General features: G+C 76.1%; 25 protein-coding genes and 1 pseudogene. 15 read left to right on the plus strand and 11 right to left on the minus strand.

The genetic code is table 11. From position 1 onward, the window contains the following. Positions 1 to 12: 12 nt before the first annotated feature. From AB0F71_RS13350 to AB0F71_RS13360, 3 genes are all read right to left on the minus strand, one after another. The gene (locus AB0F71_RS13350; protein ID WP_360232168.1) at positions 13 to 327 is read right to left on the minus strand and encodes a hypothetical protein; all 315 of its coding nucleotides are present in this window, start codon (positions 325 to 327) and stop codon (positions 13 to 15) included. A 64-nt stretch (positions 328 to 391) separates the two neighbouring features. Then, a complete protein-coding gene (locus AB0F71_RS13355; protein ID WP_360232171.1) occupies positions 392 to 1,267 on the minus strand; it encodes an ABC transporter permease in 876 nt (291 codons plus the stop codon). Then, complete coding sequence (locus AB0F71_RS13360) at positions 1,264 to 2,103, minus strand: ABC transporter ATP-binding protein (RefSeq protein WP_360232386.1); 840 nt, start codon at positions 2,101 to 2,103, stop codon at positions 1,264 to 1,266. Before AB0F71_RS13360 ends, AB0F71_RS13355 begins: the two co-directional genes overlap by 4 nt. A 213-nt stretch (positions 2,104 to 2,316) precedes the next feature. Here AB0F71_RS13360 and AB0F71_RS13365 point away from each other — a divergent pair, with 213 nt between their 5' ends. The 5 genes and pseudogenes from AB0F71_RS13365 to AB0F71_RS13385 all read left to right on the plus strand — a co-directional run bounded on the left by AB0F71_RS13365 (position 2,317) and on the right by AB0F71_RS13385 (position 5,233). Beyond that, the gene (locus AB0F71_RS13365) at positions 2,317 to 2,781 is read left to right on the plus strand and encodes a hypothetical protein (protein ID WP_360232174.1); all 465 of its coding nucleotides are present in this window, start codon (positions 2,317 to 2,319) and stop codon (positions 2,779 to 2,781) included. Further along, on the plus strand, positions 2,778 to 3,125 hold the full coding sequence (locus AB0F71_RS13370; protein ID WP_360232177.1) for a transcriptional regulator: 348 nt from the start codon (positions 2,778 to 2,780) through the stop codon (positions 3,123 to 3,125). The genes AB0F71_RS13365 and AB0F71_RS13370 overlap by 4 nt, the downstream gene beginning before the upstream one ends. 22 nt (positions 3,126 to 3,147) lie before the next feature. Then, positions 3,148 to 3,243 (plus strand): annotated as a pseudogene (locus tag AB0F71_RS13375) (DUF397 domain-containing protein); the annotation flags it as partial. 248 nt (positions 3,244 to 3,491) lie between these two features. Continuing rightward, positions 3,492 to 3,911 (plus strand): YciI family protein, encoded by a 420-nt coding sequence (locus AB0F71_RS13380; RefSeq protein WP_360232180.1) that lies wholly within the window; start codon positions 3,492 to 3,494, stop codon positions 3,909 to 3,911. Further along, the gene (locus tag AB0F71_RS13385; RefSeq protein WP_360232183.1) at positions 3,911 to 5,233 is read left to right on the plus strand and encodes a DUF6596 domain-containing protein; all 1,323 of its coding nucleotides are present in this window, start codon (positions 3,911 to 3,913) and stop codon (positions 5,231 to 5,233) included. The genes AB0F71_RS13380 and AB0F71_RS13385 overlap by 1 nt, the downstream gene beginning before the upstream one ends. A 286-nt stretch (positions 5,234 to 5,519) precedes the next feature. Here the strand turns inward: AB0F71_RS13385 and AB0F71_RS13390 are convergent, their stop codons facing one another. Further along, on the minus strand, positions 5,520 to 6,050 hold the full coding sequence (locus tag AB0F71_RS13390; RefSeq protein WP_360232186.1) for a cupin domain-containing protein: 531 nt from the start codon (positions 6,048 to 6,050) through the stop codon (positions 5,520 to 5,522). 99 nt (positions 6,051 to 6,149) lie between these two features. Between AB0F71_RS13390 and AB0F71_RS13395 the strand changes: the two genes are divergently transcribed. Next, positions 6,150 to 6,785 (plus strand): hypothetical protein, encoded by a 636-nt coding sequence (locus AB0F71_RS13395; RefSeq protein ID WP_360232188.1) that lies wholly within the window; start codon positions 6,150 to 6,152, stop codon positions 6,783 to 6,785. 80 nt (positions 6,786 to 6,865) lie between these two features. Here AB0F71_RS13395 and AB0F71_RS13400 read toward each other — a convergent pair whose 3' ends face one another. Next, entirely contained in the window at positions 6,866 to 7,426 is a 561-nt protein-coding gene (locus AB0F71_RS13400) for a DinB family protein (protein WP_360232191.1), read from the minus strand. A gap of 111 nt (positions 7,427 to 7,537) precedes the next feature. After that, positions 7,538 to 8,449, minus strand: coding sequence for a LysR family transcriptional regulator (locus AB0F71_RS13405; RefSeq protein ID WP_360232194.1), 912 nt, complete (start codon positions 8,447 to 8,449; stop codon positions 7,538 to 7,540). Between the two features lie 65 nt (positions 8,450 to 8,514). Between AB0F71_RS13405 and AB0F71_RS13410 the strand changes: the two genes are divergently transcribed. From AB0F71_RS13410 to AB0F71_RS13435, 6 genes are all read left to right on the plus strand, one after another. Further along, entirely contained in the window at positions 8,515 to 9,300 is a 786-nt protein-coding gene (locus AB0F71_RS13410; protein WP_360232196.1) for an NAD(P)-dependent oxidoreductase, read from the plus strand. A gap of 161 nt (positions 9,301 to 9,461) precedes the next feature. After that, entirely contained in the window at positions 9,462 to 10,685 is a 1,224-nt protein-coding gene (locus tag AB0F71_RS13415; protein ID WP_360232199.1) for an MFS transporter, read from the plus strand. A 303-nt stretch (positions 10,686 to 10,988) separates the two neighbouring features. After that, the gene (locus AB0F71_RS13420) at positions 10,989 to 11,816 is read left to right on the plus strand and encodes a BPL-N domain-containing protein (RefSeq protein ID WP_360232202.1); all 828 of its coding nucleotides are present in this window, start codon (positions 10,989 to 10,991) and stop codon (positions 11,814 to 11,816) included. Between the two features lie 276 nt (positions 11,817 to 12,092). Next, positions 12,093 to 13,355 (plus strand): FAD-dependent monooxygenase, encoded by a 1,263-nt coding sequence (locus AB0F71_RS13425; RefSeq protein WP_360232205.1) that lies wholly within the window; start codon positions 12,093 to 12,095, stop codon positions 13,353 to 13,355. 56 nt (positions 13,356 to 13,411) lie between these two features. After that, positions 13,412 to 14,182, plus strand: coding sequence for a MerR family transcriptional regulator (locus AB0F71_RS13430; RefSeq protein ID WP_360232208.1), 771 nt, complete (start codon positions 13,412 to 13,414; stop codon positions 14,180 to 14,182). Next, a complete protein-coding gene (locus AB0F71_RS13435) occupies positions 14,179 to 14,376 on the plus strand; it encodes a hypothetical protein (RefSeq protein WP_360232211.1) in 198 nt (65 codons plus the stop codon). The genes AB0F71_RS13430 and AB0F71_RS13435 overlap by 4 nt, the downstream gene beginning before the upstream one ends. Positions 14,377 to 14,395: 19 nt before the next feature. On the opposite strand, the gene AB0F71_RS13440 is transcribed toward AB0F71_RS13435, so the two are convergent. After that, positions 14,396 to 14,812, minus strand: a complete 417-nt coding sequence (locus AB0F71_RS13440) for a VOC family protein (protein WP_350509502.1) — start codon at positions 14,810 to 14,812, stop codon at positions 14,396 to 14,398. A 65-nt stretch (positions 14,813 to 14,877) separates the two neighbouring features. Beyond that, entirely contained in the window at positions 14,878 to 15,228 is a 351-nt protein-coding gene (locus tag AB0F71_RS13445) for a helix-turn-helix transcriptional regulator (RefSeq protein ID WP_360232389.1), read from the minus strand. A gap of 147 nt (positions 15,229 to 15,375) precedes the next feature. Between AB0F71_RS13445 and AB0F71_RS13450 the strand changes: the two genes are divergently transcribed. Next, the gene (locus AB0F71_RS13450) at positions 15,376 to 16,473 is read left to right on the plus strand and encodes a PP2C family protein-serine/threonine phosphatase (RefSeq protein WP_360232215.1); all 1,098 of its coding nucleotides are present in this window, start codon (positions 15,376 to 15,378) and stop codon (positions 16,471 to 16,473) included. On the opposite strand, the gene AB0F71_RS13455 is transcribed toward AB0F71_RS13450, so the two are convergent. Further along, positions 16,470 to 17,018 (minus strand): hypothetical protein, encoded by a 549-nt coding sequence (locus tag AB0F71_RS13455; protein WP_360232218.1) that lies wholly within the window; start codon positions 17,016 to 17,018, stop codon positions 16,470 to 16,472. The genes AB0F71_RS13450 and AB0F71_RS13455 overlap by 4 nt on opposite strands. A gap of 138 nt (positions 17,019 to 17,156) precedes the next feature. Here AB0F71_RS13455 and AB0F71_RS13460 point away from each other — a divergent pair, with 138 nt between their 5' ends. Beyond that, complete coding sequence (locus AB0F71_RS13460; protein WP_360232221.1) at positions 17,157 to 17,801, plus strand: carbonic anhydrase; 645 nt, start codon at positions 17,157 to 17,159, stop codon at positions 17,799 to 17,801. Between the two features lie 165 nt (positions 17,802 to 17,966). Beyond that, the gene (locus AB0F71_RS13465; protein ID WP_360232223.1) at positions 17,967 to 18,602 is read left to right on the plus strand and encodes a flavin reductase family protein; all 636 of its coding nucleotides are present in this window, start codon (positions 17,967 to 17,969) and stop codon (positions 18,600 to 18,602) included. A gap of 35 nt (positions 18,603 to 18,637) precedes the next feature. On the opposite strand, the gene AB0F71_RS13470 is transcribed toward AB0F71_RS13465, so the two are convergent. Further along, positions 18,638 to 19,000, minus strand: coding sequence for a hypothetical protein (locus AB0F71_RS13470; protein ID WP_360232226.1), 363 nt, complete (start codon positions 18,998 to 19,000; stop codon positions 18,638 to 18,640). After that, complete coding sequence (locus AB0F71_RS13475; RefSeq protein ID WP_360232229.1) at positions 18,997 to 19,635, minus strand: hypothetical protein; 639 nt, start codon at positions 19,633 to 19,635, stop codon at positions 18,997 to 18,999. The genes AB0F71_RS13470 and AB0F71_RS13475 overlap by 4 nt, the downstream gene beginning before the upstream one ends. Between the last annotated feature and the right edge of the window lie 103 nt (positions 19,636 to 19,738).

The following is a 19,738-nucleotide window of genomic DNA, read 5'->3' on the forward strand; positions in this document are numbered from 1 at the left end:
GGCCGCCGGCCGTCAGCCGGACTGCCCGACGACCAGCCGTACCAGTGCGACCGCGTCCCTGAGGCTGAGGCCGGGGTGGGCGCGGCGCAGTTCCCGTACGGCCTTGACCTCGGCCGTACGGGGGTCGATCCCGGCGTGTGCCAGGACGCTGCGGGCCCAGTCCACCGGGGTCGGGGCGGCGGGCGGGACGAAGTCCTCGACGATCCGCAGGGCCCGGCGCAGGCCCGGCTGTTCGACCTGGTCGGCGGTGTCCAGGGCGGCGTGCAGGGCGGCCCTGAGCGGTTCGAGGCCGGCCGGCTGCGGGGAGCCGGGCAGGGGGACGAGCATGGTGGTACCTCTTTCTTCCTTGCTTCGGGGCCAGGGGGCCAGGGGGTCAGTGGGCGCTCATGGCTCAGTAGGCGCTCTTGGCCAGGCGCTTGCGCTCGCGTTCGGACAGCACGGAGCCGGACTCCTTACGGGCCATCCGGCGCAGCAGGCCGGGGGCCAGCAGGAAGCCCGCGAGGGCCCAGCACAGCAGCACGCCGGTGATCTGCGGGTGCTGCCAACTGCCGGACACCTCAAGGGCCTTGGCGCTGTCGGGCAGCAGGGCGGAGCGCACTCCCTGGGCGATCCAGCGCAGCGGGAAGACCGAGCTGACGGCCTGGAGGGCGGTGGGCAGGTTGCGCAGCGGGGCGAAGGCGCCGGAGATGAACATCAGCCCGAGCATGGGCATCATGTACAGCGCGAGGGCCTCGCGGGCCGGCGGCAGCAGGGCGCCGATCGCGGCGCCCATCGGAACGACGGCGGCGGTGCCCAGCAGCAGGGTGAGGGCCAGGGTGAGCCACTGTCCGGGGGTGGCGGGCAGGTCGGCGTGCAGCAGCAGGGCGCCGCCGGCCAGCAGCAGGAGGATGGAGGCGCCCATGGTCACCAGGACGAAGAGCGCCTTGGCGACCAGGTAGGCGGGCATCGCCCCGGGGACGCCGCGCAGGCGCAGCAGGGTGCCGTCCTCCCGGTCGCCGGAGAGGAACTGGGGGACGGTCATCAGTCCGAACATGAAGACGGTGGAGGCGATGCCGCCGGCCAGGCTGAGCTGGGTCAGGGCGTCGCCGGAGCCGTCGGTGCCACTGGGGCCGTCGGAGCCGGAGCGCCAGTAGGAGACGGCGAGGAAGACCAGCGGGGTGGTCAGGTAGGAGTAGAAGTCCTTGCGGCTGCGCAGGAGTTGGCGCAGTTCGACGGCGCCGCGGCGCAGGCCGAGGACGTAGGGGTTCACGGGCTTCACGGGGTTCACGCGGCCTCCGCCGGGTCGGTCAAGGGGGTGGCGGCGACCATGCCGAGGTAGGTGTCCTCCAGGCTGGGGCGGCGCACCTCCAGGTCGGGGATCGGTCCGCCGAGCCGCTGGTGCAGGTCCCAGACCGTCTGCGAGGGGTCGGCGGTGCGCAGGCTGCGCGGGGTGCCGTCGGGTTCGCTCCAGCGCACCTCGGACTCGGCCCGGGCGGCTTCGGCGAGTTCGGCCAGGGTGCCGCAGGCGGTGAGGCGGCCGGCTTGCAGGATGCCGATGCGGTCGGCCAGTTGCTGGGCCTCGGTGAGGTCGTGGGTGGTGAGCAGGATGGTGGTGGCGCGTTCGTCGCGCAGTTCGCGCAGCAGGGCGTGGAAGTCGCGGCGGGCCTCGGGGTCGAAGCCGGCGGTGGGTTCGTCGAGGAAGAGCAGGTCGGGGCGGCCGACCAGGCCGAGGGCCACGTCGAGGCGGCGGCGCTGTCCGCCGGAGAGGGTGGCCGCGGTGCGGTCGGCCTGGTCGGTGAGGCCGACCCGGGCCAGCAGTTCGGCGGGCTCGTAGGGGTCGGGGTAGTAGCGGGCGAGGTGGCCGAGCAGTTCGCCGACGCGCCAGCGGCCGTGGTCGCGGCTGGACTGCAGGACGATCCCGATCCGGGCGCGCCAGGCGGGGTCGTCGCGGGCCGGGTCCTGTCCGAGGACGGTGACCTCGCCGGCGGAGCGGCGGCGGTAGCCCTCCAGGATCTCGATGGTGGTGCTCTTGCCGGCGCCGTTGGGGCCGAGCAGGGCGAAGAGTTCGGAGCGTTCCACCCTGAGGTCCAGGCCGTCCAGGACGTCCCGGCTGCCGTAGCGCATCCGCAGTCCGGACGTCAGGATCGCCGGTTCTCCCCCGGGCCGTTCGTCTCCGGAGCGCTCGGCCGCGCGCTCCTGCGGCGTCGTCGTCGCGGTCATGTCCTTGTCTCCCCCTTGCACATGCCCGCCACGCTAGTACTTGCCCGGCGGGAAAGTAAATGCCAGGATCTCCGGTGCTGTCAGAAGCCTTCCGGGACCGGGGAGTTGGAGCATCAGGTGAGCGTTCACGACATCGCCCCCGAGGACGCCCTCGCGTCCTTGCGCACCGCGCAGCGGGCCCGGGCGGCGGCCCGGCGGCCCAACCCGCTGCCCGCCTGGTACCCGGCCACGGCCGCGGGCCTGTTCGGGGCGGGCTTCGCCGGGATCGGCCTGTCCGTCCTGCTGCCGGAGCGGCTGTGGATCGTGACGGCGCTGCTGCAACTGGTGGCGGCGCTGCTGCTGGTGGGCCACGTGGTGGTCAGCCACCGGGTCGAGCACCGGCCGGGCATCGTCGCGGCGCTGCCGCGCGGGGCCGCCGGGCTGCGCGCGGCCGCGCTCCAGCTGCTGCCGCTGGCCGCGGCCGGGGCGCTGGCCCTGCCCTTCGGCCTGCCCGGGTTCCTGCTCACCCTCGGCCTGGCCGGGGGCCTGACCCACTTCCTGCTGCTGCGCCGCAGGCGGGCGGCCGGGGCGGGCGCCGAGTGAGCGCCGAGCCGCCGCCGGAACCGGCCTTCGACGAGCTGATCCACCAGCCCACCCGGCTCGCCGTGGTCGCCTTCCTGTCCGGCTGCGCCGAGGCGGAGTTCCGCGCCGTACGGGAGGGCTGCGGGATCTCGGAGTCGGCGCTGAGCAAGGTGGCCGCCACCCTGGAGGCCGCCTCCTACGTCAGGCTGCGCCGCGGCTACGTCGGCAAGCGGCCCCGCACCTGGCTGCGCCTGACCCCCGAGGGCCGCCGCGCCCTGGCCGCCCACCTCGCCGAGTTGCAGCGCATCGCCGCCTCCGCCACCGCCCTCGGCGCCGCCCTGGAGCAGGCGGCGGCCGAGGGATAGCCCGGGCGGGCTTCCCGTCCGCGACTCCAAGGACCCGCAGGGGCCCTCGCTCCTCTTCAGCGCCGACGCCTGGAGCGCCTTCATCGCCGCCGTCCGCGCGGGGGACTTCCCGGCGTAGGAAGTCGGCCGGGCCGACTTCCTGTGCAGAGCCGGCGGATGCCGTGCGGGTGCTGTTCGGCGGCCCGGCCCGGGCGAACCTGGCCGGGCCGCCGTTGCTGTGCGCTCCCCCGGGCGGCGGGGCGGCCGGGGGCTGTCGGCGGGAGGGAATATCGTCCGTCTTCGTCGAGCGTGTCGATCCACGGGCGCGCCGTTCGACCTTGGGTTGGAAGGGGCCGGAAGGCGGCCCCCCGTCGAAGGAGGTCTGTGATGGCGAAGTACATGCTGATCATGCGGGGCACGGACGAGTCCATGGCGAAGATGATGGAGACGCCCTTCGAGGAGATGCTGGAGACCGTGGGGCGCTTCAACGAGGAGCTGATCCGGGCGGGCGTGCTGGTGGCCGCCGAGGGGCTGGACGACCCGTCGCAGGGCGTGGTGGTCGACTACAGCGGGGAGACGCCGGTGGTCACCGACGGCCCGTACGGGGAGACCAAGGAACTGTTCGGCGGCTTCTACCTGATCGACGTGGCCTCCAAGGAGGAGGCCGTGGAGTGGGCCAAGCGGATGCCGGCCCTCCCCGGCTCCAAGTGCGAGGTGCGCCGGGTGCCGAGCATCGAGGAGTTCCCGCAGGACAACGAGTGGATCGTCAAGGAGCGGGCCTGGCGCGAGCGCACCGGCCAGCTCTGATGCCCGCAGCCACCGACGGCCCCGGCAGCCCGCCGGACGCCGAGGCCGCCCGGCGGGCCGTCGAGGCGGTGTGGCGGATCGAGTCCGCCCGGATCGTGGGCGCACTCGCCCGCTACACCGGGGACTTCGCGCTGGCCGAGGACGTCGCCCAGGAGGCACTGGCCGAGGCCCTGGTCTCCTGGGCGCGCGGCGGCGCCCCGGCCAACCCGGTGGGCTGGCTGCTGGCCTGCGCCCGGCGCCGGGCCATCGACGCCTTTCGCCGCGCCTCGGCGCTGGACGAGCGCTACGCCGCGCTGGCCGGCGGCCTGGCCGAGGGCCAGTTCAGCACCGGCTCGGCGACCGGGCCCGAACCGGCGCCGGAGCTGCCGTTCGACCCCGACCGGGTCGACGACGACGTCCTCGCCCTGATGTTCACCGCCTGCCACCCGGTGCTCTCCCCCGAGGCCCGGGTGGCGCTCACCCTGCGGGTGGTGGGCGGCCTGTCCAGCGAGGAGATCGCCCGGGCGTTCCTGGTGCCGGTGCCCACCGTGCAGGCCCGCATCACCCGCGCCAAGAAGACCATCGCCGCCGCGCACGTCCCCTTCGAGCTGCCGCCGCCCCGGGAGCGGCGGGCACGGCTGGGCGCCGTCCTGAGCGTCCTGTACGTGGTCTTCACCGAGGGCTCCACGGCCACCGCCGGCACCGACCTGCTGCGCACCGACCTCGCCTACGAGGCGCTGCGGCTGGCCCGGACGCTGGCCGCCCTGCTGCCCGAGGAGCCCGAGGTGCACGGGCAGCTCGCCCTGTTCGAGCTCACCGCCTCGCGCTTCCCGGCCCGCACCGGCCCGGACGGGGAGGCGGTGCTCCTGGAGGACCAGGACCGGCGCCGCTGGGACCACTCGGCGATCCGCCGCGGCCTGGCGGCCCTGGGCCGGGCCGCCGCCCTGGGCCGGGGCCTGGGCCCGTACGGCCTCCAGGCGGCGATCGCCGCCTGCCACGCGGCGGCGCCGTCGGTGGCCGACACGGACTGGGAACGGATCGTGCTGCTCTACGAGGCGCTCGGCCGGGTGGCGCCGTCCCCGGTGGTCGAACTCAACCGGGCGGTGGCCGTCGCGATGGCCGAGGGGCCGGGACCGGCGCTCGCCCTGGTCGACGACCTGGCCGTCTCCGGACGCCTGGCCGGCTCCCACCTGCTGCCGGGCGTGCGCGGCGAACTGCTGACCCGCCTCGGGCGCACCACCGAGGCCCGGGCGGAGCTGGAACTCGCCGCCCGGCTGTGCCGCAACACCCGCGAGCGGGCGGTGCTGCTGCGCAAGGCGGCCGCGCTCGACTCCGTGGGGTGACCGTACGGCCCCGCGGTGACCGTACGGCCCCGCGTCCGGTTGTCGGACGCGGGGCCGTACGGCTCTGCCGTTGAGCCGTTCAGCACTGCGGCCGGCGGCCGTGGTTGGCCCCGCGCCTGGCCCGGGCCTTCTTCTTGCGGCGGCGCTTCGACGACATGGCGACTCCTCTCGCAACCGGCCCCCTGGGCCCCCGGCCTTCCACCGTTCCACACCCGGCCCGCCCCGGCCCGTCGAAGGGCCCCCGCCGCCCCCTTCGAAGGGCCCCCGTCGCCCCCGGGCCGAACGCTCAGGCCCGGCCCGCCAGGGCGGCGCGCCAGGCGGGGCTGTCCACGTAGTGGTTGTCGAAGCGCTCGGCGGAGGCGGCGATCGCCCCCGGGTCGGCCTCGCCGCGCATGACCGTCCCCAGCAGGCGCAGGTAGTCGAAGCGGTCCATGCCGGGGGCGAACACGAACAGCACGTCGGCCTCGGAGCCCGGGGCGGCGGCGAAGGCGTGCGGGGTGTGCGGGGGCACGGCCAGGAAGTCGCCCGCGTTCAGGACGGTGACCTCCTCCCCGACCAGCACCCGCAGCGAGCCGCTGATCACGAAGAACAGTTCCGTGGCCCGGGTGTGGAAGTGGGCCGGGGCCCCGACCGCGCCCCGGGCGAAGGCGGAGCGGTAGACGGTGAAGCCGCCCTCCCCCGGGGCCGTTTCCGCGAGCAGGGTCATGGTGGCGCTCGGGTCCGCGCAGGTCTCGGCCTCGCCGTGGCGGGCCAGGACCGGGGCGGGGGCGGTGGCGGTGGCGGTGGCGGTGGCGGTGTTCTTCTTCGTCGTCGTCATGTGACCAGGCTAGGAGCGGAAAGACCCACGATCAGGGGGCAATCGAGCACCGTTTCCATGGGTCAATTCCGTTCGCGGGGCCCGTGCCAGACTGACCCGATGACGACCGCCGCACCGAACGACCCGCCGACCGCAGCGCCGACCGACGACGAACTCCTGGACCGCCAGCGCGCCCTGCAGGCCGAGGCCGACGCCGTCCACGCCGACCTGGGCCTGGACGCCCTGCTCGGCGCGCTCGGCACCCCGGTGCGGGTGGGCAGTTCGGCACTGGGCCTGATGGTGCGCCGGGACCTGGACGTCACCGTGGTGTGCCCGCGCCTGGACGCCTCCGTCCACGAGCGGGTGGCCGCCGCCGGGGCGCGTCTGGCACTGCACGAGCGGGTACGGCAGGTGCGCCTGCGCAACGACACCGGCGCCTGGAACGAGGACCCGGCCGCCTACCCCGACGGCCTCTACCTGGGCCTGGACCACCGCTGCCCGGCCGGGTACGACTGGACCCTCGACCTGTGGTTCGTCGACGACCCCGACCGCCAGCCCGACCTCGCCCACCTGCGCGACCTGCCCCCGAGGCTCACCCGGCAGGCCCGCACCGCGATCCTGCGGATCAAGCACGCCTGGGCCGACCGCCCCGAGTACGGGCGCAGCGTGCGCAGTTGGGGGATCTACCGGGCCGTCCTGGACGAGGGGGTGCGCACCCCGGAGGAGTTCGAGCGCCACCGCGCCGGGCTCTCCTGAGGCTCTCCCGAGGATCTCCCGAGCCCGCCGACCGCCGACCGCCGTCCGTCGTCCGTCGGGTCCGCCGACCGCCGGGTCCGTCACTGGCCCACGCGGCCGTCCACGCACTCGCGCAGCAGGTCGGCGTGGCCGCAGTGGCGGGCGTACTCCTCGATGCGGTGCACCTGGAGCTCCCGGACCGAGAGCCGCTGCTTGCCGAGGCGCTCGCCGAGGTCCGGGTGGGCGGCCAACGCGGCGTCCAGGGCGGCCTGTTCGCGTTCCAGGTCGCGCCAGGCGGCCTCGACCAGGGCCGGGTCGGGGAGCGCTCCGTCGAAGTCGGCGTCGCGGGGGCCGTAGAGCTTGGGCTGCGGCTCGTCCTCGCGGATCCAGTTGTGCCAGTGGCGTTCCACCTCGGCCAGGTGGCGCACCAGGCCGAGCAGCGACATGGTCGAGGGCGGCACCGAGCGCCGGGCGAGCTGCTCGGCGTCCAGGCCCTCGCACTTCATCCGCAGGGTGTGGCGGTAGTTGGTCAGGTAGTCCTCGATGGTGGCGGCTTCGCCGTCCGGGGAGGGGCCTTCGCTGTTGCGCGGGTCGTCGGCCGGGTCGGCCCACATGTCGGGGTAGACGGTGGCCTGGGTCCATCGCTCGGGTCGCTCGCTCATCCCCGCATGCTCGCCCACACTCCCGTCGCGTTCAACCCGGTTTCCCTGCGGCCGGATTCGGGACTGCCGGCCGGTTCAGGGACGGCGGGCCGGTTCGGGGGCGGCGGGCCGTCAGTCGCGCCGGCCCGCGCGCGCCGCTTCGCGCAGGAAGCCGAGGAAGCCCGTCACGGCGGGTGGCACCCGGCGGCCCCGGAGGGTGGCGGTGCGCACGTGGCGCACGGGGGTGTCCTGGGGGTGGAGGGGGACCAGGGCGATGTCGGGGCGGGCGGCGCGGGCGGCCAGGGCGGGGATCAGGGTGGGGCCCAACCCCGCGGCGACCAGGCCGAGTTTGGCGGCCCAGGCGCCGACGGCGTACTCGATGCGGGGCTGGAAGCCGCTGCGCAGGCAGGCGGCGAGCAGGGTGGATCCGGGGTCGCGGCGGGCGGCGATCCAGGGTTCGTCGGCGAGTTCGGCCAGTCGCAGGCGGCGCCGGCCGGCGAGCCGGTGGCCGCGCGGGAGGGCGACCAGGACGGGGTCGCGCAGCAGCGGGCGCAGGTCGAACTGGTCGGTGTCGTAGGCGTCCTGGGGGTTCTCGGCGTAGGAGGCGACCACGGCGAGGTCGATGGTGGCGTCGGCGAGGCGCTCCAGCAGGTGGGCGCTGAGGCCTTCGGTGAGGGTGGTCTCGACCTGCGGGTGGGCGGTGCGGAAGGCGGCGAGGGCGGCGGGGAGGAGTTCGGCGTTGGCGCTGTCGAAGGCGCCCACCCGCAGGCGTCCGGCGTCGAGTTCGGTGAGGGCGACGAGGTCGCGGCGGGTGGTGTCGAGGCGTTCCAGCAGGGCCTCGGCGTGCGGGAGCAGGGCGCGGCCGTGTTCGGTCAGCCGGACTCCGCGGGCCAGGCGGTCGAACAGCGGGGCGCCCAACTCGGTTTCCAGGGTGGCGATCTGGCGGGAGACCGCGGACTGGGTGAAGCCCAGGCGCTCGCCGGCGGCGGTGAAGGAGCCCAGGTGCGCGACGGTGCGGAAGACGTCCAGCCAAGCCATGTCCATTGGGCATGGGTACCATGCGAGACATTCGTTTGTCGCCTGGCTCGGGGGTGCCTAGCGTGGGGGCCATGGAAAAGATCGCCTTTCTGGGCCTGGGCCGGATGGGGCTGCCGATGGCCCGTCGCCTGGCCGCCGCCGGCTACCCGTTGACCGTGTGGAACCGCACGCCCGGCCGGGCCGACGGCCTGACCGAGGCTTCGAGCCCGGCCGAGGCCGTGGCCGGGGCCGGCATCGTGGTCACGATGCTCTCCGACCCGCAGGCCGCCGCCGAGGTCGCCGGACGCTTCACCGCCGCGCTGGCCCCCGGCACCCTGTGGATCGACATGTCCTCGATCGGCCCGCGCGCCGTCGCCGGGCTGCGCGGGCGACTGCCGGACGGCGTGGCCCTGGTGGACGCCCCGGTGCTGGGCAGCGTCGGCCCGGCCGCCCGCGGCGAGCTGACCGTCTACGCGGGCGGCGAGGACGCCGACCTGGAGCGCGCCGAGCCCGTGCTGTCCCACCTGGGCCGGGTGCGGCGCTGCGGGGGCCCCGGGGCGGGGGCGGCGTTGAAGGTGGTGGTGATGGGCGCGATCGTCACCTCGGTCGCCGTCCTGGACGAAGTGCTGTCGGTGGCGGGCGAGTTGGGCGTGCCGCGGGAGCAGGCGCTGGAGGTGCTGGCGGGCGGGCCGCTCGCGGGGGTGGTGGCCCGGGCGCGCAGCACGGACTCGGACTTCCCGGTGCGGCTGGCCGCCAAGGACCTCGCCCTGGCGGGCGGCGGCCCGCTGCTGGCGGCGGCCCGTCAGGCGCTGCTGGCGGACCCGTCGATCGCGGACCGGGACCTGTCGGCGGTGGTGCGGGCGCTGCGGGAGGACTGATCCCCCTGGGGTCCGGTCCCCCGGCGGGCCCGGCTCGGAGGAACGTCCAGCCCCGGCCCGCCCCCGGCGCGGGCCACTTGGTGGCCGCCGCCGATGGCCGAGCGCGCGTGCCGTCCGGTGTAGTGGGGGCGTCCGCGCCGACCACCGAGGAAGGGCGCCCCTTGTCCGCTCGCAGCGCCGTGCACGGCGTCGTCCGACTCGCCGGGCCGCGGCTGCCCCTGGTGTCCTTCCTCGCCCGGCTGCCCGCCGCGCTGTGCCCGACCGGGACGCTGCTGATGGTGACCGCGCTGGACGGGGTGGGCCGCGGCGGGGTGGTGGCGGGCCTGCTGTGGGGCGGGCAGGCGATGGGCGGGCCGCTGCTGGGCCGGCTGGCCGACCGGCGCGGCCACCGTCCGGTGATCCTGGCGGCGTCACTGGCCAACGCGCTGCTGACGGCCGCCCTGGTGGTGGCCTCGGTCGCCGGCCTGGCGCCGGCGGTGCAGGCCGGGTGCGCGGCGCTGGCCGGCTTCACCGTGCCGCAGATCGGGCCGCTGTCGCGCACCCGCTGGATCGCGCTGGCGGGCGGGCGCCGGGACGGCCACCAACTGGTCGGCCCGGCACTGGCCTTCGACGCGGTCGTGGACGAGACGAGTTTCGTGGCCGGCCCCGCCCTGGTCGGGGTGCTGGCCTGGGCGGTGCACCCGGCGGCGGGCCTGGTGTGCGCGGCGGCGCTGATGGCGCTGTTCGGCACGGTGTTCGCGCTGCACCCGACGGCTCCGGCGGCGGTGGCGCGCGCGGTGGCGGCGGGGCGGGTGCTCTCCGGGCCGCTGCTGGTGCTGATCGCCGTGACGGTGCTGCAGGGCGTGGTGTTCGGCGCCGCCAACACCGGCGTGCAGTACCTGGCCCGGGGCGACGCGGGCGTCGGCGGCCTGGTCTGGTCGGCGATGGGGGTGAGCAGCGCGGCGGCCGGGGTCGTGCTGGCCTCGTTCGCGGAGCGTTTCGACCTCACCGCGCGGCTGCGCACGGCGGTGGCCGCGCAGGCGGTGCTGCTGCTGGGGCTGCTGCCGGTGGGCGGGGTGGCGGGTGCGGCGGTGGCGGTGGGGGCGGTCGGGTTCGCGGTGGCGCCGGCGCTGATCGCGGTGTTCGGGCTGGTGGAGCGGGTCGCGCCGGCGGGTCGGATGGCGGAGGCGATGACGCTGCTGGGCAGCGGGCTGATCGCGGGGCAGGGCCTGGCGGTGACGGGGGCGGGGCCGCTGGTCGGCGCGTACGGCCACCTGGCGGCGTTCGCGCTGGCCTGTGCGGCCGGGGCGCTGGCCCTGCTGCTGGCGCTGGCGCTGGTGCGGCTGCGGCGCTTCCCGCCGGCCCGTCCGGCACCGGCCCCGCTGGCGGCGGCCGCGGCCTCCTGACACCCGCGGCCTCCTGACGGCCAAGCCTTCGTGACGCCCGCGCCTTCGTGATTCCCGCGCCTTCCTGGCTCCCGGGGCCGTCAACCGCGTGCCTCCTGCGGATCCCCCCGGGGCCGGTCAACCCCCAGCCCCCCGTTCACCCGGTCAGGGGGGCTGGTGTGCGGGCCGGGGGGCGTGGGCCGTAGCGTCGTGGCGGCGGACGGTGACGGCCCGGGGAGGGCGGCAGGAGTGCAGGTCATGAGGGCTGGACGGGCTGGAGCGGCTGGACGGGGCGGAGCGGCCGGACGGGCGGGACGGGGCGCGGTGGCGTTGGCGCTGGCGGCGGTGGTGCTGGCGGCGTCGGCGTGCGGGGCTCCCCCCTCCGGGGCCGGCCCGGACAGCGCCGACCTGGCCGCACGGGCGCCGCGTGCGGACGCGACCGGCGGGGTGGCGCCGGATCCGGACGGCCGTCCGGTGGCGCTGGTCTACCGGGGCCCGGCGGCCTGCGAGGGCTGTCCGGAGGCGGCGCACGACCTGCTGGAGCACGACGGCTACGCGGTGCGCTACATCGGGCCCGAGGAGGAGGTCCGCTTCGGCCCGGACGCGCTGTCCGGCGCGGCGCTGTACGTGCAGCCGGGCGGCACCAACGGGCAGGAGGTGTCCACCGCCTGGCGCCTGTTGCAGCGTGACCCGGGCTTCTCCCCGGAGCTGGTGCGCGCCTACGTGCGCGGCGGCGGGCACTACCTGGGGCTGTGCATGGGCGGCTACCTGGCCGGCCACGACCCCGGCTACGGCCTCCTGCCGGGCGACTCCGGGCAGTACATCGACTCCCGGGGCGCCACCGTCACCGACGAGCAGGACCACCTGGTCGACGTCTCCTGGCGCGGGCAGCCGCGGCGGATGTACTTCCAGGACGGCCCGTACTTCGACGTGGAGGGCCCGGACGCGCGGGTGCTGGCCCGCTACACCAACGACCGGGCCGCGGCCGTGGTCGCCCCGTACGGCTCGGGCCGGGTGGCGGTCACCGGCCCGCACCCGGAGGCCCCGGCCGACTGGTACCGCGACTACGGCCTGCCGGACGAGTCGCCGACCGGCCTGGCCCTGGGCGAGGACCTGGTGCACACCCTGGTGGGCACGGAGCCGAAGTCCTGAACCGGGCCCCGGCCCCCACCCACCCCTGACGTGCCCCCGAGCCGACCCCGACCCCGTCGGCCCAACCCCCGCGCGCACTAGTGCACCGGCCGGCACCCCCGGAGGCCACCGGCCTGGGCCGGGCCCGCCCCAGCGGCCGGGGAACCACCCTCCGCACCGCCCCCGGACCAGCCCCGGACCGACCCCGAAGCACCCCTGGTGCACTAGTGCAGTAGCCCCAAATCACCGCAGAACACGGCTTGTTGAGCACCATGCGTACGGCGTACGGTTGCTGGCATGGAGAACACCGACATCCTCGTCTCCGGCGCCGGCATCGCCGGCCCCGCCCTCGCCCACTGGCTGCGCCGCCACGGCTTCCACCCCACCGTCGTCGAGCGGGCCCCCGCCCCGCGCCCCGGCGGGCAGGCCGTCGACCTGCGCGGCGCCGGACGCACCGTCATCGAGCGGATGGGCCTGATGGGGCGCGCCCGCGCGCTGTGCGTGGAGCAGCGCGGCATCGCCCTGGTCGACACCCGCGGCCGGCACACCGCCCGGATGCCCGTGGAGCTGTTCGGGGGCGAGGGCATCGTCTCCGAGCTGGAGATCCTGCGCGGCGACCTCGCCGAGCTGCTCCGGCAGGCCACCGACGGCGTCGAGTACCTGTACGGCGACACGGTCACCGCCCTGGCCGAGGACGCCGACGGCGTCACCGTCGAGTTCGAGAACTCCCCCGCCCGCCGCTTCCACCTGGTCGTCGGCGCCGACGGGCTGCACTCGGCGGTGCGCCGCCTGGCCTTCGGCGCGGAGCCGGAGCACTACCGCCCGCTCGGCGGGCACCACTGCTGGTTCACCGTCCACGACCCGGCGCTGGCCCGCGAGTTGGACCGCTGGTTCCTGATGTACAACGCCCCCGGCGGGCTGGTCGCCACCGCCCGGCCCGGCCGGCTGCCCGGGGAGGTCAAGGCCTCCCTGGCCTTCCGCTGCGGCCCGCTCGCCCTCGAGCGCGGCGACGACGCCGCCCGGCGCCGCCTGGTCGCCGACCGCTTCGCCGGCGCCGGCTGGCAGGTGGAGCGCCTGGTCGCCGGGATGGCCGCCGCCGACGACTTCGCCTTCGACTCCTTCGGCCAGATCCACCTGGAGCGCTACAGCCGCGGGCGCGTCGCGCTGCTCGGCGACGCCGGCTACAGCCCCAGCCCGCTCACCGGCCTGGGCACCAGCCTCGCCCTGGTCGGCGCCTACCTGCTGGCCGGTGAACTCGCCGCCGCGGCCGGTGACTTCACCGCCGCCTACGCCCGCTACGAGGAGCTGATGCGCCCCTACGTGACCCGCGCCCAGGAGCTGCCGCCCGGCGGCGTCGGCGGCTACGCCCCCGACAGCGCCCTGATGATCCGCCTGCGCGCCGCCTCGATGCGCTGGATGGGCCGCTGGCCGCTGCGCGCCGTCCTGGCCGCCCAGTTCGCCAAGGCCGGCGACATCGCCCTGCCCGACTACCCACTGCCCGACTACCCGCTGCCCGACAACCCGCCGTCCGCCCACCCGGCGCCCGCCCGCACCACCTGAGGTGCACCCCTCGGGGGGCTTGCACCTCACGCGACGTCAGGAGGGATGCTCGTGCCATGCCCTCCTCCGAACAGACCTGGAAGGTCGGCCCGCTCGCCGAGGCGAGCGGACTGACCGTGCGCACCCTCCACCACTGGGACCACCTCGGCCTGCTCTCCCCCTCCCGGCGCACCGCCTCCGGCCACCGCGCCTACACCGAGCGGGACGTCGTGCGGCTCTACCAGATCCTCGCCCTGCGCCGCCTGGGCCTGGGATTGGAGACCATCGCCACCTGCCTGGACGCCGGCGTGGACGCGCGGCGCCTGGTGCGCGAGCACCTGGCCGCCACCGAGGCCTCGCTGGCCGCGCTGCAGGAGCTGCGCGAGCGCCTGGACCACCTGGACGGCGAGCTCGCCGCCGAACGCGAGCCCGGCACCGAGGACCTGCTGCGCCTGGTGCGGGCCACCGGCGCCACCCGGCCCGCCGCCGACGAGGCCCTGCGTCGCCACCTCGACGAGGACCAGCTGCACGCCCTCGCCGACCACGCCGCCGCCCTCGGCCCGTCCGCCCACTACCTGCTGGAGGTCGAGTGGCCCCAGCTCTACCGCCGGGCCGAGGCGCTGCGCGCCGCCGGCACCGATGCGGCCGACCCCCGGGTGCGGCGCATCGCCGCCCGCCTCGACGAGCTCTCCCGCCTGTTCAGCGGCGGCGACACCACGCTGTCCGCCGCCGTGCGCACCGCCTGGCGCAAGGACCCGGCCGCCCTGTCCGGCGACCCCGCCGCCCCGGCCGACGCCTGGGCCGACCTGCGCACCTTCCTGGACCTGGCCCGCGGGACCGCCTCGTGATCCCCCGTCGGGCGCGGCTGCGCATCGCCCTGTCCAGCACCCTGCCCGTCCTGGTGGTGACCGTCCTGGTGCTGTTCCCGCTGTCCGTGGCCGGTCTGCTGCCCTGGTCGGTGCCGCCGGCCGTGCTGCTGGCCCAGGCGGTGCAGGCCTGGCTGGTCCTGCACCGCCTGGGCCGCCCGACGGGCGGGTCCTGAGCGCCGCTCGGGCCGACGGCTACGCGGCGCGCGGCTGGTTGAAGCGCAGCATGTTGCCCGCCGGGTCGCGGAAGGCGCAGTCGCGCACGCCGTAGGGCTGGTCCATCGGTTCCTGGAGGACCTCGGCGCCGGCGGCGCGGATGCGCTCGAAGGTGGCGTCGCAGTCGTCGGTGCGGAAGATGACGCCGCGCAGCAGCCCCTTGGCGAGGAGTTCGGCGGCGGCCCGGCGGTCGTCCTCGGAGGCGTGCGGGTCGGCCAGCGGCGGTTCCAGGACGATCTCCACCCCGGGCTGCTCGGGCGAGCCGACGGTGACCCAGCGCATGCCCTCGAAGCCGACGTCGTTGCGCACTTCGAAGCCGAGGACGTCGCGGTAGAAGGCGAGCGCCTTGTCGTGGTCGTCGACGGCGATGAAGCACTGTGCGAGTTCGATGCTCATGGGCCTCAAGTTACGGGAGCGGGGCCGCCCTTCGCCTCACATGCGGCGCCCTCAGATGCGGCGCCTCAGGTGCGGCGCACCGGGCGGGTGCGGATCTTGGCGATGCAGGCGGGGATCGGCTCGCCGTCGGCGTGGTCGCGGGCGCGGTAGGCGCTGGGGCTCTCGCCGACCAGTTCGGTGAAGCGGCTGCTGAACGAGCCCAGCGAGGTGCAGCCCACCGCCATGCACACGTCGGTGACGCTGAGGTCGCCGCGGCGCAGCAGCGCCTTGGCCCGTTCGATGCGGCGGGTCATGAGGTAGCTGTACGGGGTCTCGCCGTAGGCGGTGCGGAAGCTGCGGGAGAAGTGGCCGGGCGACATCAGCGCGGTGCCGGCCAGGGCGGGCACGTCCAGCGGCTGGTCGTACTCGCGGTCCATCCGGTCGCGGGCCCGGCGCAGCCGGACGAGGTCTTCGAGGGGTACGCGGGTGGGCACAGCAGCCACCGTACCGGGCCGCTCGGACACTCTCCCCCGCCCGGCGGCGGCCCGCTCGCGCCCGCGGGGCCTGGCCGACCACCCTGGAGGGTGGCCTCCGACGACGAACCGCCCGCCCCGCGCGCGCCCGGCGACCGGGCGGTGGCGCTGGGCGTGCTGGCCGCCACCGCGCTGGTGCTGGCCGTCCAGGCGTTCAGCGGCTCCGGGTCGCGTCTGGTGCTGCTGCTGGTGTTCCTGCCGGCGCTGCTGGCGGGTCTGGGCACGGTGGCGCAGACGGTGGCCGCCTCGCTGTGGGTGACGGCGGTGGTGGCGGTCCACTCGGCGCTGTACCCGCCCTCGGACCTGCCGGCCCGGCTGGGCACCCTGCTGGGGGTGGTGGCCGCGGAGGCGGCGGTGATCGGCCTGTGCGCGCGGCGGGTGCGGCACGAGGGCGAGCTGTTCCGGATGCGTCAGAGCGCGGTGGCGCTGCAGCGCCAGCTGCTGCGGCCGCTGCCGGTGCGTACGGCGGAGCTGGAGCTGTACGGGCTGTACCTGCCGGTGGCGCAGGACACCCTGGTGGGCGGGGACCTGTACGACGTGGCGCAGACCCCGTACGGCACCCGGGTGCTGGTGGGTGACGTGCAGGGCAAGGGGCTGCGGGCGATCGGCGCGGGCTTCGCGGTGCTGAGCGCCTTTCGGGAGGCGGCGTTCCGGGAGGCGGAGCTGACGGCGGTCGCGGACGCCCTGGAGGCGGCGGTCGAGCGCCACAACGCCTACGCCGTGCAGAGCGGGGAGCAGGAGCGGTTCGTCACCGCCACGGTGCTGTGCGTGCGCCGTGGCGCGCACGTGCGGGCCGTCGACTGCGGGCACCTGGCGCCGTGTCTGCTGTGGCCGGACGGCCGGGTGGAGGCGGTGGAGCTGCCCGGCGGGGTGCCGCTGGGCCTGGCGGCGCTGGCCGGGCAGCCGCGCGCGGTGGGGCGTTTCGCGCTGCCCGGGGAGGGGGTGCTGGTGCTGCTCACCGACGGCATCACCGAGGCGCGGGACGCCTCGGGGGCGTTCTACCCGGCCGAGCGGGAGCTGGCGGCGCTGGCCGGTGTGCCGGCGGCCGAGCTGCCCGGGGCCCTGGAGCGCGGTGCCCGGCGCTGGAGCGGCGGGCACCGCCGTGACGACGTCACGGTGCTGGCCCTGCGCCGCACCGGCCCCGGTTAGGACCTGCGCGGGCCGCGGGCGAGCAGCGGGGCGGTGCCGTCGTGCGGCAGGACGACGAGGTAGCGCCAGGGGCCGTCCTCGGCCAGGGCCAGCGCGAGGGTCCGCGCGGTGGCGAAGGCCGCGGCGGCGGGGGCGGCGCCCTCGGTCAGTTCGTCGAGGCCCGCGTGCGGCGCCAGGGAGTCCGCGGGGCCGTCGAGCCACGTGGGGACGGGCGCGCCGCGGCGCAGCGCGGCCAGCAGGTCCGTGCGCAGCGGCCCCTCGGCGGCGTCCAGGACCCGTTCGTGCAGGCGTTCCTGGACGCCGGGGCGGGGCGGGGCGGTGGCGGCGAGGTGCTGGCAGCGCGGGCAGAAGCGGGCGCCGATGCGGATGCCGAACAGGTGGCGGTAGCGGGCGATGGTGCGTGGCTGCTCCTGGCACAGCGTCCGGTCGTCGCCGACCGCGGCGTGCTCCGGCTCGTCCGGTTCGCCCCTGACGATGCAGGCCCCGAAGTGGGCGGGCTGCCGGGCGGTGGCGAAGGACCAGCCGGTGTGCGTGTCGGTGTTCATGCGCGGGACCCTCCCACGGCGGCCGGGGCGCGGGCATCCGCTTTTCCTGGTGCCCGGCCCCCGGCCCCCAGCCCCCCTGCCCGCCGGCCCCCGGCCCCCCGGCTGCGGCTGCCGGCAGCGGCGATCTAGGGTGGCGCCATGATCTCCTCTCCGATATCCGGCCCCATATCCGACCCGATATCCGACCCTGCCGAGGCGCTGCGGGTGCTGTTGGAGGGCAATGCCCGTTTCGTCGGGGGCAGCCCCGAGCACCCCAACCAGGACGCCGGGCGGCGGGCCGCGCTGGCGCCGGCGCAGAAGCCCTTCGCGGTGCTGTTCGGCTGTTCGGACTCCCGGCTGGCCGCCGAGATCATCTTCGACCGGGGCCTGGGTGACCTGTTCGTGGTGCGCACCGCCGGTCATGTGACCGGTGCGGAGGCGCTGGGCAGCATCGAGTACGGGGTGGCGGTGCTGGAGTGCCCGCTGGTGGTGGTGCTCGGGCACGACTCCTGCGGCGCGGTGGCGGCGGCGCTGGACTCCCTGGAACAGGGCAGGCTGCCCGGCGGGTTCGTGCGGGACGTGGTGGAGCGGGTGACGCCGAGCGTGCTGTCGGCGAGGGCGGCGGGCATCGAGGACCCGGACGCGATCGTGGACGAGCACATCCGCCAGACGGTGGACCTGCTGCTGGAGCGCTCGCAGCTGCTGGCCGCCAAGGTCGCCGAGGGGCGGGCCGCGGTGGTGGGCCTGTCGTACCGGCTGACCGACGGCCAGGCCCGTACGGTCGCCGTCCGCGGCCTGGGCTGACCGTCCGCGGCCTGGGCTGACCGTCAGCGCGCAGGCGCGGCGGGTACGGAACGCCGTGTCCGATCCCCGCCAGCGCCGGGGCGCGGGCGGGGGCAGAGTCGGTGGCCGGTCGCGGACCGTCCGGTCCGGGCCACCGACTCACCCGAGACGAGGACGGCTCTTCCCGTGCACAAGGTCACCGATCTCAAGGTCCTGTACTTCGGCACCCCCGTGGTGCTGATCGGCTCGCGCAACGAGGACGGCGGCGCCAACCTGGCGCCGATGTCCTCGGCCTGGTGGCTGGGCCAGTCCTGCGTGCTGGGCCTGGGCAACAGCTCCCAGACGTCGATCAACCTGCGGCGCGAGGGCGAGTGCGTGCTCAACCTGCCCTCGGCCGCGCAGGTCGACGCCGTCGACGCGCTGGCGCTGCTGACCGCCAACCCGCGGATCTCCGAGTACCGGCTCGCGCAGGGCTACCGGCACGAGCGGAACAAGTTCGCCGCCGCGGGGCTGACCGAGCTGCCCGGCGAGCTGGTGCGGGCGCCGCGGGCCGCCGAGTGCCCGGTGCAGCTGGAGTGCCGGCTGGAGGAGGCCAGGGCGCTGGCGGGCAACCCGGGGTGCACCGCCTTCGAGGTCTCGGTGGTGCGCGCGCACGTGGACGAGCGGCTGATCGTGCCGGGCAGCGACCACTACGTGGACCCGGTCGGCTGGGACCCGCTGATCATGAAGTTCTGCGAGTTCTTCGGCGAGGGCCGGCGCCTGACGCCCTCGCGGCTGGCGGAGGGCTGGCAGATGCCCGGCCGCCTGCCGGCCGCCGTGTGACGGCGGCTCGACGGCCGCGGTCGAGCGGGGGCGGTTCAGCGGCCGCCGTCGAGCGGGGGCGGCTCGACGGCCGCGGTCGAGCGGCGGCGGCTGCGGCGGGTGAAGAAGCGGCCGATCGCGCCCGCGAACCCGGGGACGTAGAGCATGAGCAGCAGCACGACGGGCACCAGCGCCTGTGTGCCCGCGGTCACCGGCAGGCCCGCGCACGCGAACAGGACGGCGCCCGCCACCGGGAGCAGGAACGCGGCCACGACCAGCGCCCAGGCCGCCTTCTCCCAAGGACGGGGGCGCCGGCCCCCGCTCTTCAGCAGCACGGCGAAGAAGAGCAGGACGGTCGCGCCCCATTCCACCGGTGCGAGCACCACGCCGAGCAGCACGTCCAGGGCCCAGCGGGTCACGCGGTCCTCGCCCCGCAGGAGTCGCACACCCGGGTCGCGGGCAGTTCCAGGAAGCAGTTCGGGCAGATCGCCGGCGGGCGCGGGGCGGTGGCGGTGGCCGCGGCGGCGGTGGCGGCCTTCGCGGTGGCGTTCTTCGCGGTGGCGGCCTTCTTGCGGGTCACCGTGGTGGTCAGGCGCGGGGCCAGGGCGGGGATGCCGCCGTCGGCGGGCAGGTCGGCGCCGAAGTGGCGGTAGCAGGCGAGGCGGGCGGCGGCGGCGTGCTGTTCGCGGTCCATCTCGTCCAGGATGGGCGGCTGCCCGGCGACCTCCAGGACGTCCTGGTAGGCGGCCCCGACCATGCCGTCGGCGGCGTGCACGACCAGGGAGGTCAGCGGCGGGTCGCCGCGCCGGTGGGCCTCGCGCACCACCAGGGCCAGCACCTTGCCGATCCAGTGCCGCTGGTTGACGCTGGTGCGCACCCCGGAGGCCTGCTGGACGGCCTCGGCCAGCTCGGCGTAGGTGATCACCGCGTGGTAGCGGCCTGCCACGTCCACCAGGGCCGGGTAGGCCGCCCTGGTCCACACGATGTGCGCCTGGCTGACGGCGACGGCCGTGCCGTCCGCCTCCCGCCAGTAGCCGCGCTGCTGCTGCGTCATCCCGTCCGCCCCTCGTCCCCTCGCGCCTGTCGGCCCCCGGGAGCGAGGCTACCCCGCTGCGGTGTCCGGTTTCCTGCCGGGGGCGCGGCCGGGGCGCTTGACT

It is taken from the genome of Kitasatospora sp. NPDC028055 (assembly GCF_040637885.1).
Taxonomy (GTDB): domain Bacteria; phylum Actinomycetota; class Actinomycetes; order Streptomycetales; family Streptomycetaceae; genus Kitasatospora.

Coding starts and splice junctions, on each gene's coding strand:
- AB0F71_RS13460 (WP_360232221.1), top strand. CDS start 17,157: ATGATCTCCTCTCCGATATCCGGCCCCATATCCGACCCGATATCCGAC.
- AB0F71_RS13390 (WP_360232186.1), bottom strand. CDS start 6,050: ATGACGACGACGAAGAAGAACACCGCCACCGCCACCGCCACCGCCACC.
- AB0F71_RS13410 (WP_360232196.1), top strand. CDS start 8,515: ATGGAAAAGATCGCCTTTCTGGGCCTGGGCCGGATGGGGCTGCCGATG.
- AB0F71_RS13395 (WP_360232188.1), top strand. CDS start 6,150: ATGACGACCGCCGCACCGAACGACCCGCCGACCGCAGCGCCGACCGAC.
- AB0F71_RS13440 (WP_350509502.1), bottom strand. CDS start 14,812: ATGAGCATCGAACTCGCACAGTGCTTCATCGCCGTCGACGACCACGAC.
- AB0F71_RS13405 (WP_360232194.1), bottom strand. CDS start 8,449: ATGGACATGGCTTGGCTGGACGTCTTCCGCACCGTCGCGCACCTGGGC.
- AB0F71_RS13350 (WP_360232168.1), bottom strand. CDS start 327: ATGCTCGTCCCCCTGCCCGGCTCCCCGCAGCCGGCCGGCCTCGAACCG.
- AB0F71_RS13475 (WP_360232229.1), bottom strand. CDS start 19,635: ATGACGCAGCAGCAGCGCGGCTACTGGCGGGAGGCGGACGGCACGGCC.
- AB0F71_RS13380 (WP_360232180.1), top strand. CDS start 3,492: ATGGCGAAGTACATGCTGATCATGCGGGGCACGGACGAGTCCATGGCG.
- AB0F71_RS13400 (WP_360232191.1), bottom strand. CDS start 7,426: ATGAGCGAGCGACCCGAGCGATGGACCCAGGCCACCGTCTACCCCGAC.
- AB0F71_RS13360 (WP_360232386.1), bottom strand. CDS start 2,103: ATGCGCTACGGCAGCCGGGACGTCCTGGACGGCCTGGACCTCAGGGTG.
- AB0F71_RS13385 (WP_360232183.1), top strand. CDS start 3,911: ATGCCCGCAGCCACCGACGGCCCCGGCAGCCCGCCGGACGCCGAGGCC.
- AB0F71_RS13445 (WP_360232389.1), bottom strand. CDS start 15,228: ATGGACCGCGAGTACGACCAGCCGCTGGACGTGCCCGCCCTGGCCGGC.
- AB0F71_RS13430 (WP_360232208.1), top strand. CDS start 13,412: ATGCCCTCCTCCGAACAGACCTGGAAGGTCGGCCCGCTCGCCGAGGCG.
- AB0F71_RS13455 (WP_360232218.1), bottom strand. CDS start 17,018: ATGAACACCGACACGCACACCGGCTGGTCCTTCGCCACCGCCCGGCAG.
- AB0F71_RS13425 (WP_360232205.1), top strand. CDS start 12,093: ATGGAGAACACCGACATCCTCGTCTCCGGCGCCGGCATCGCCGGCCCC.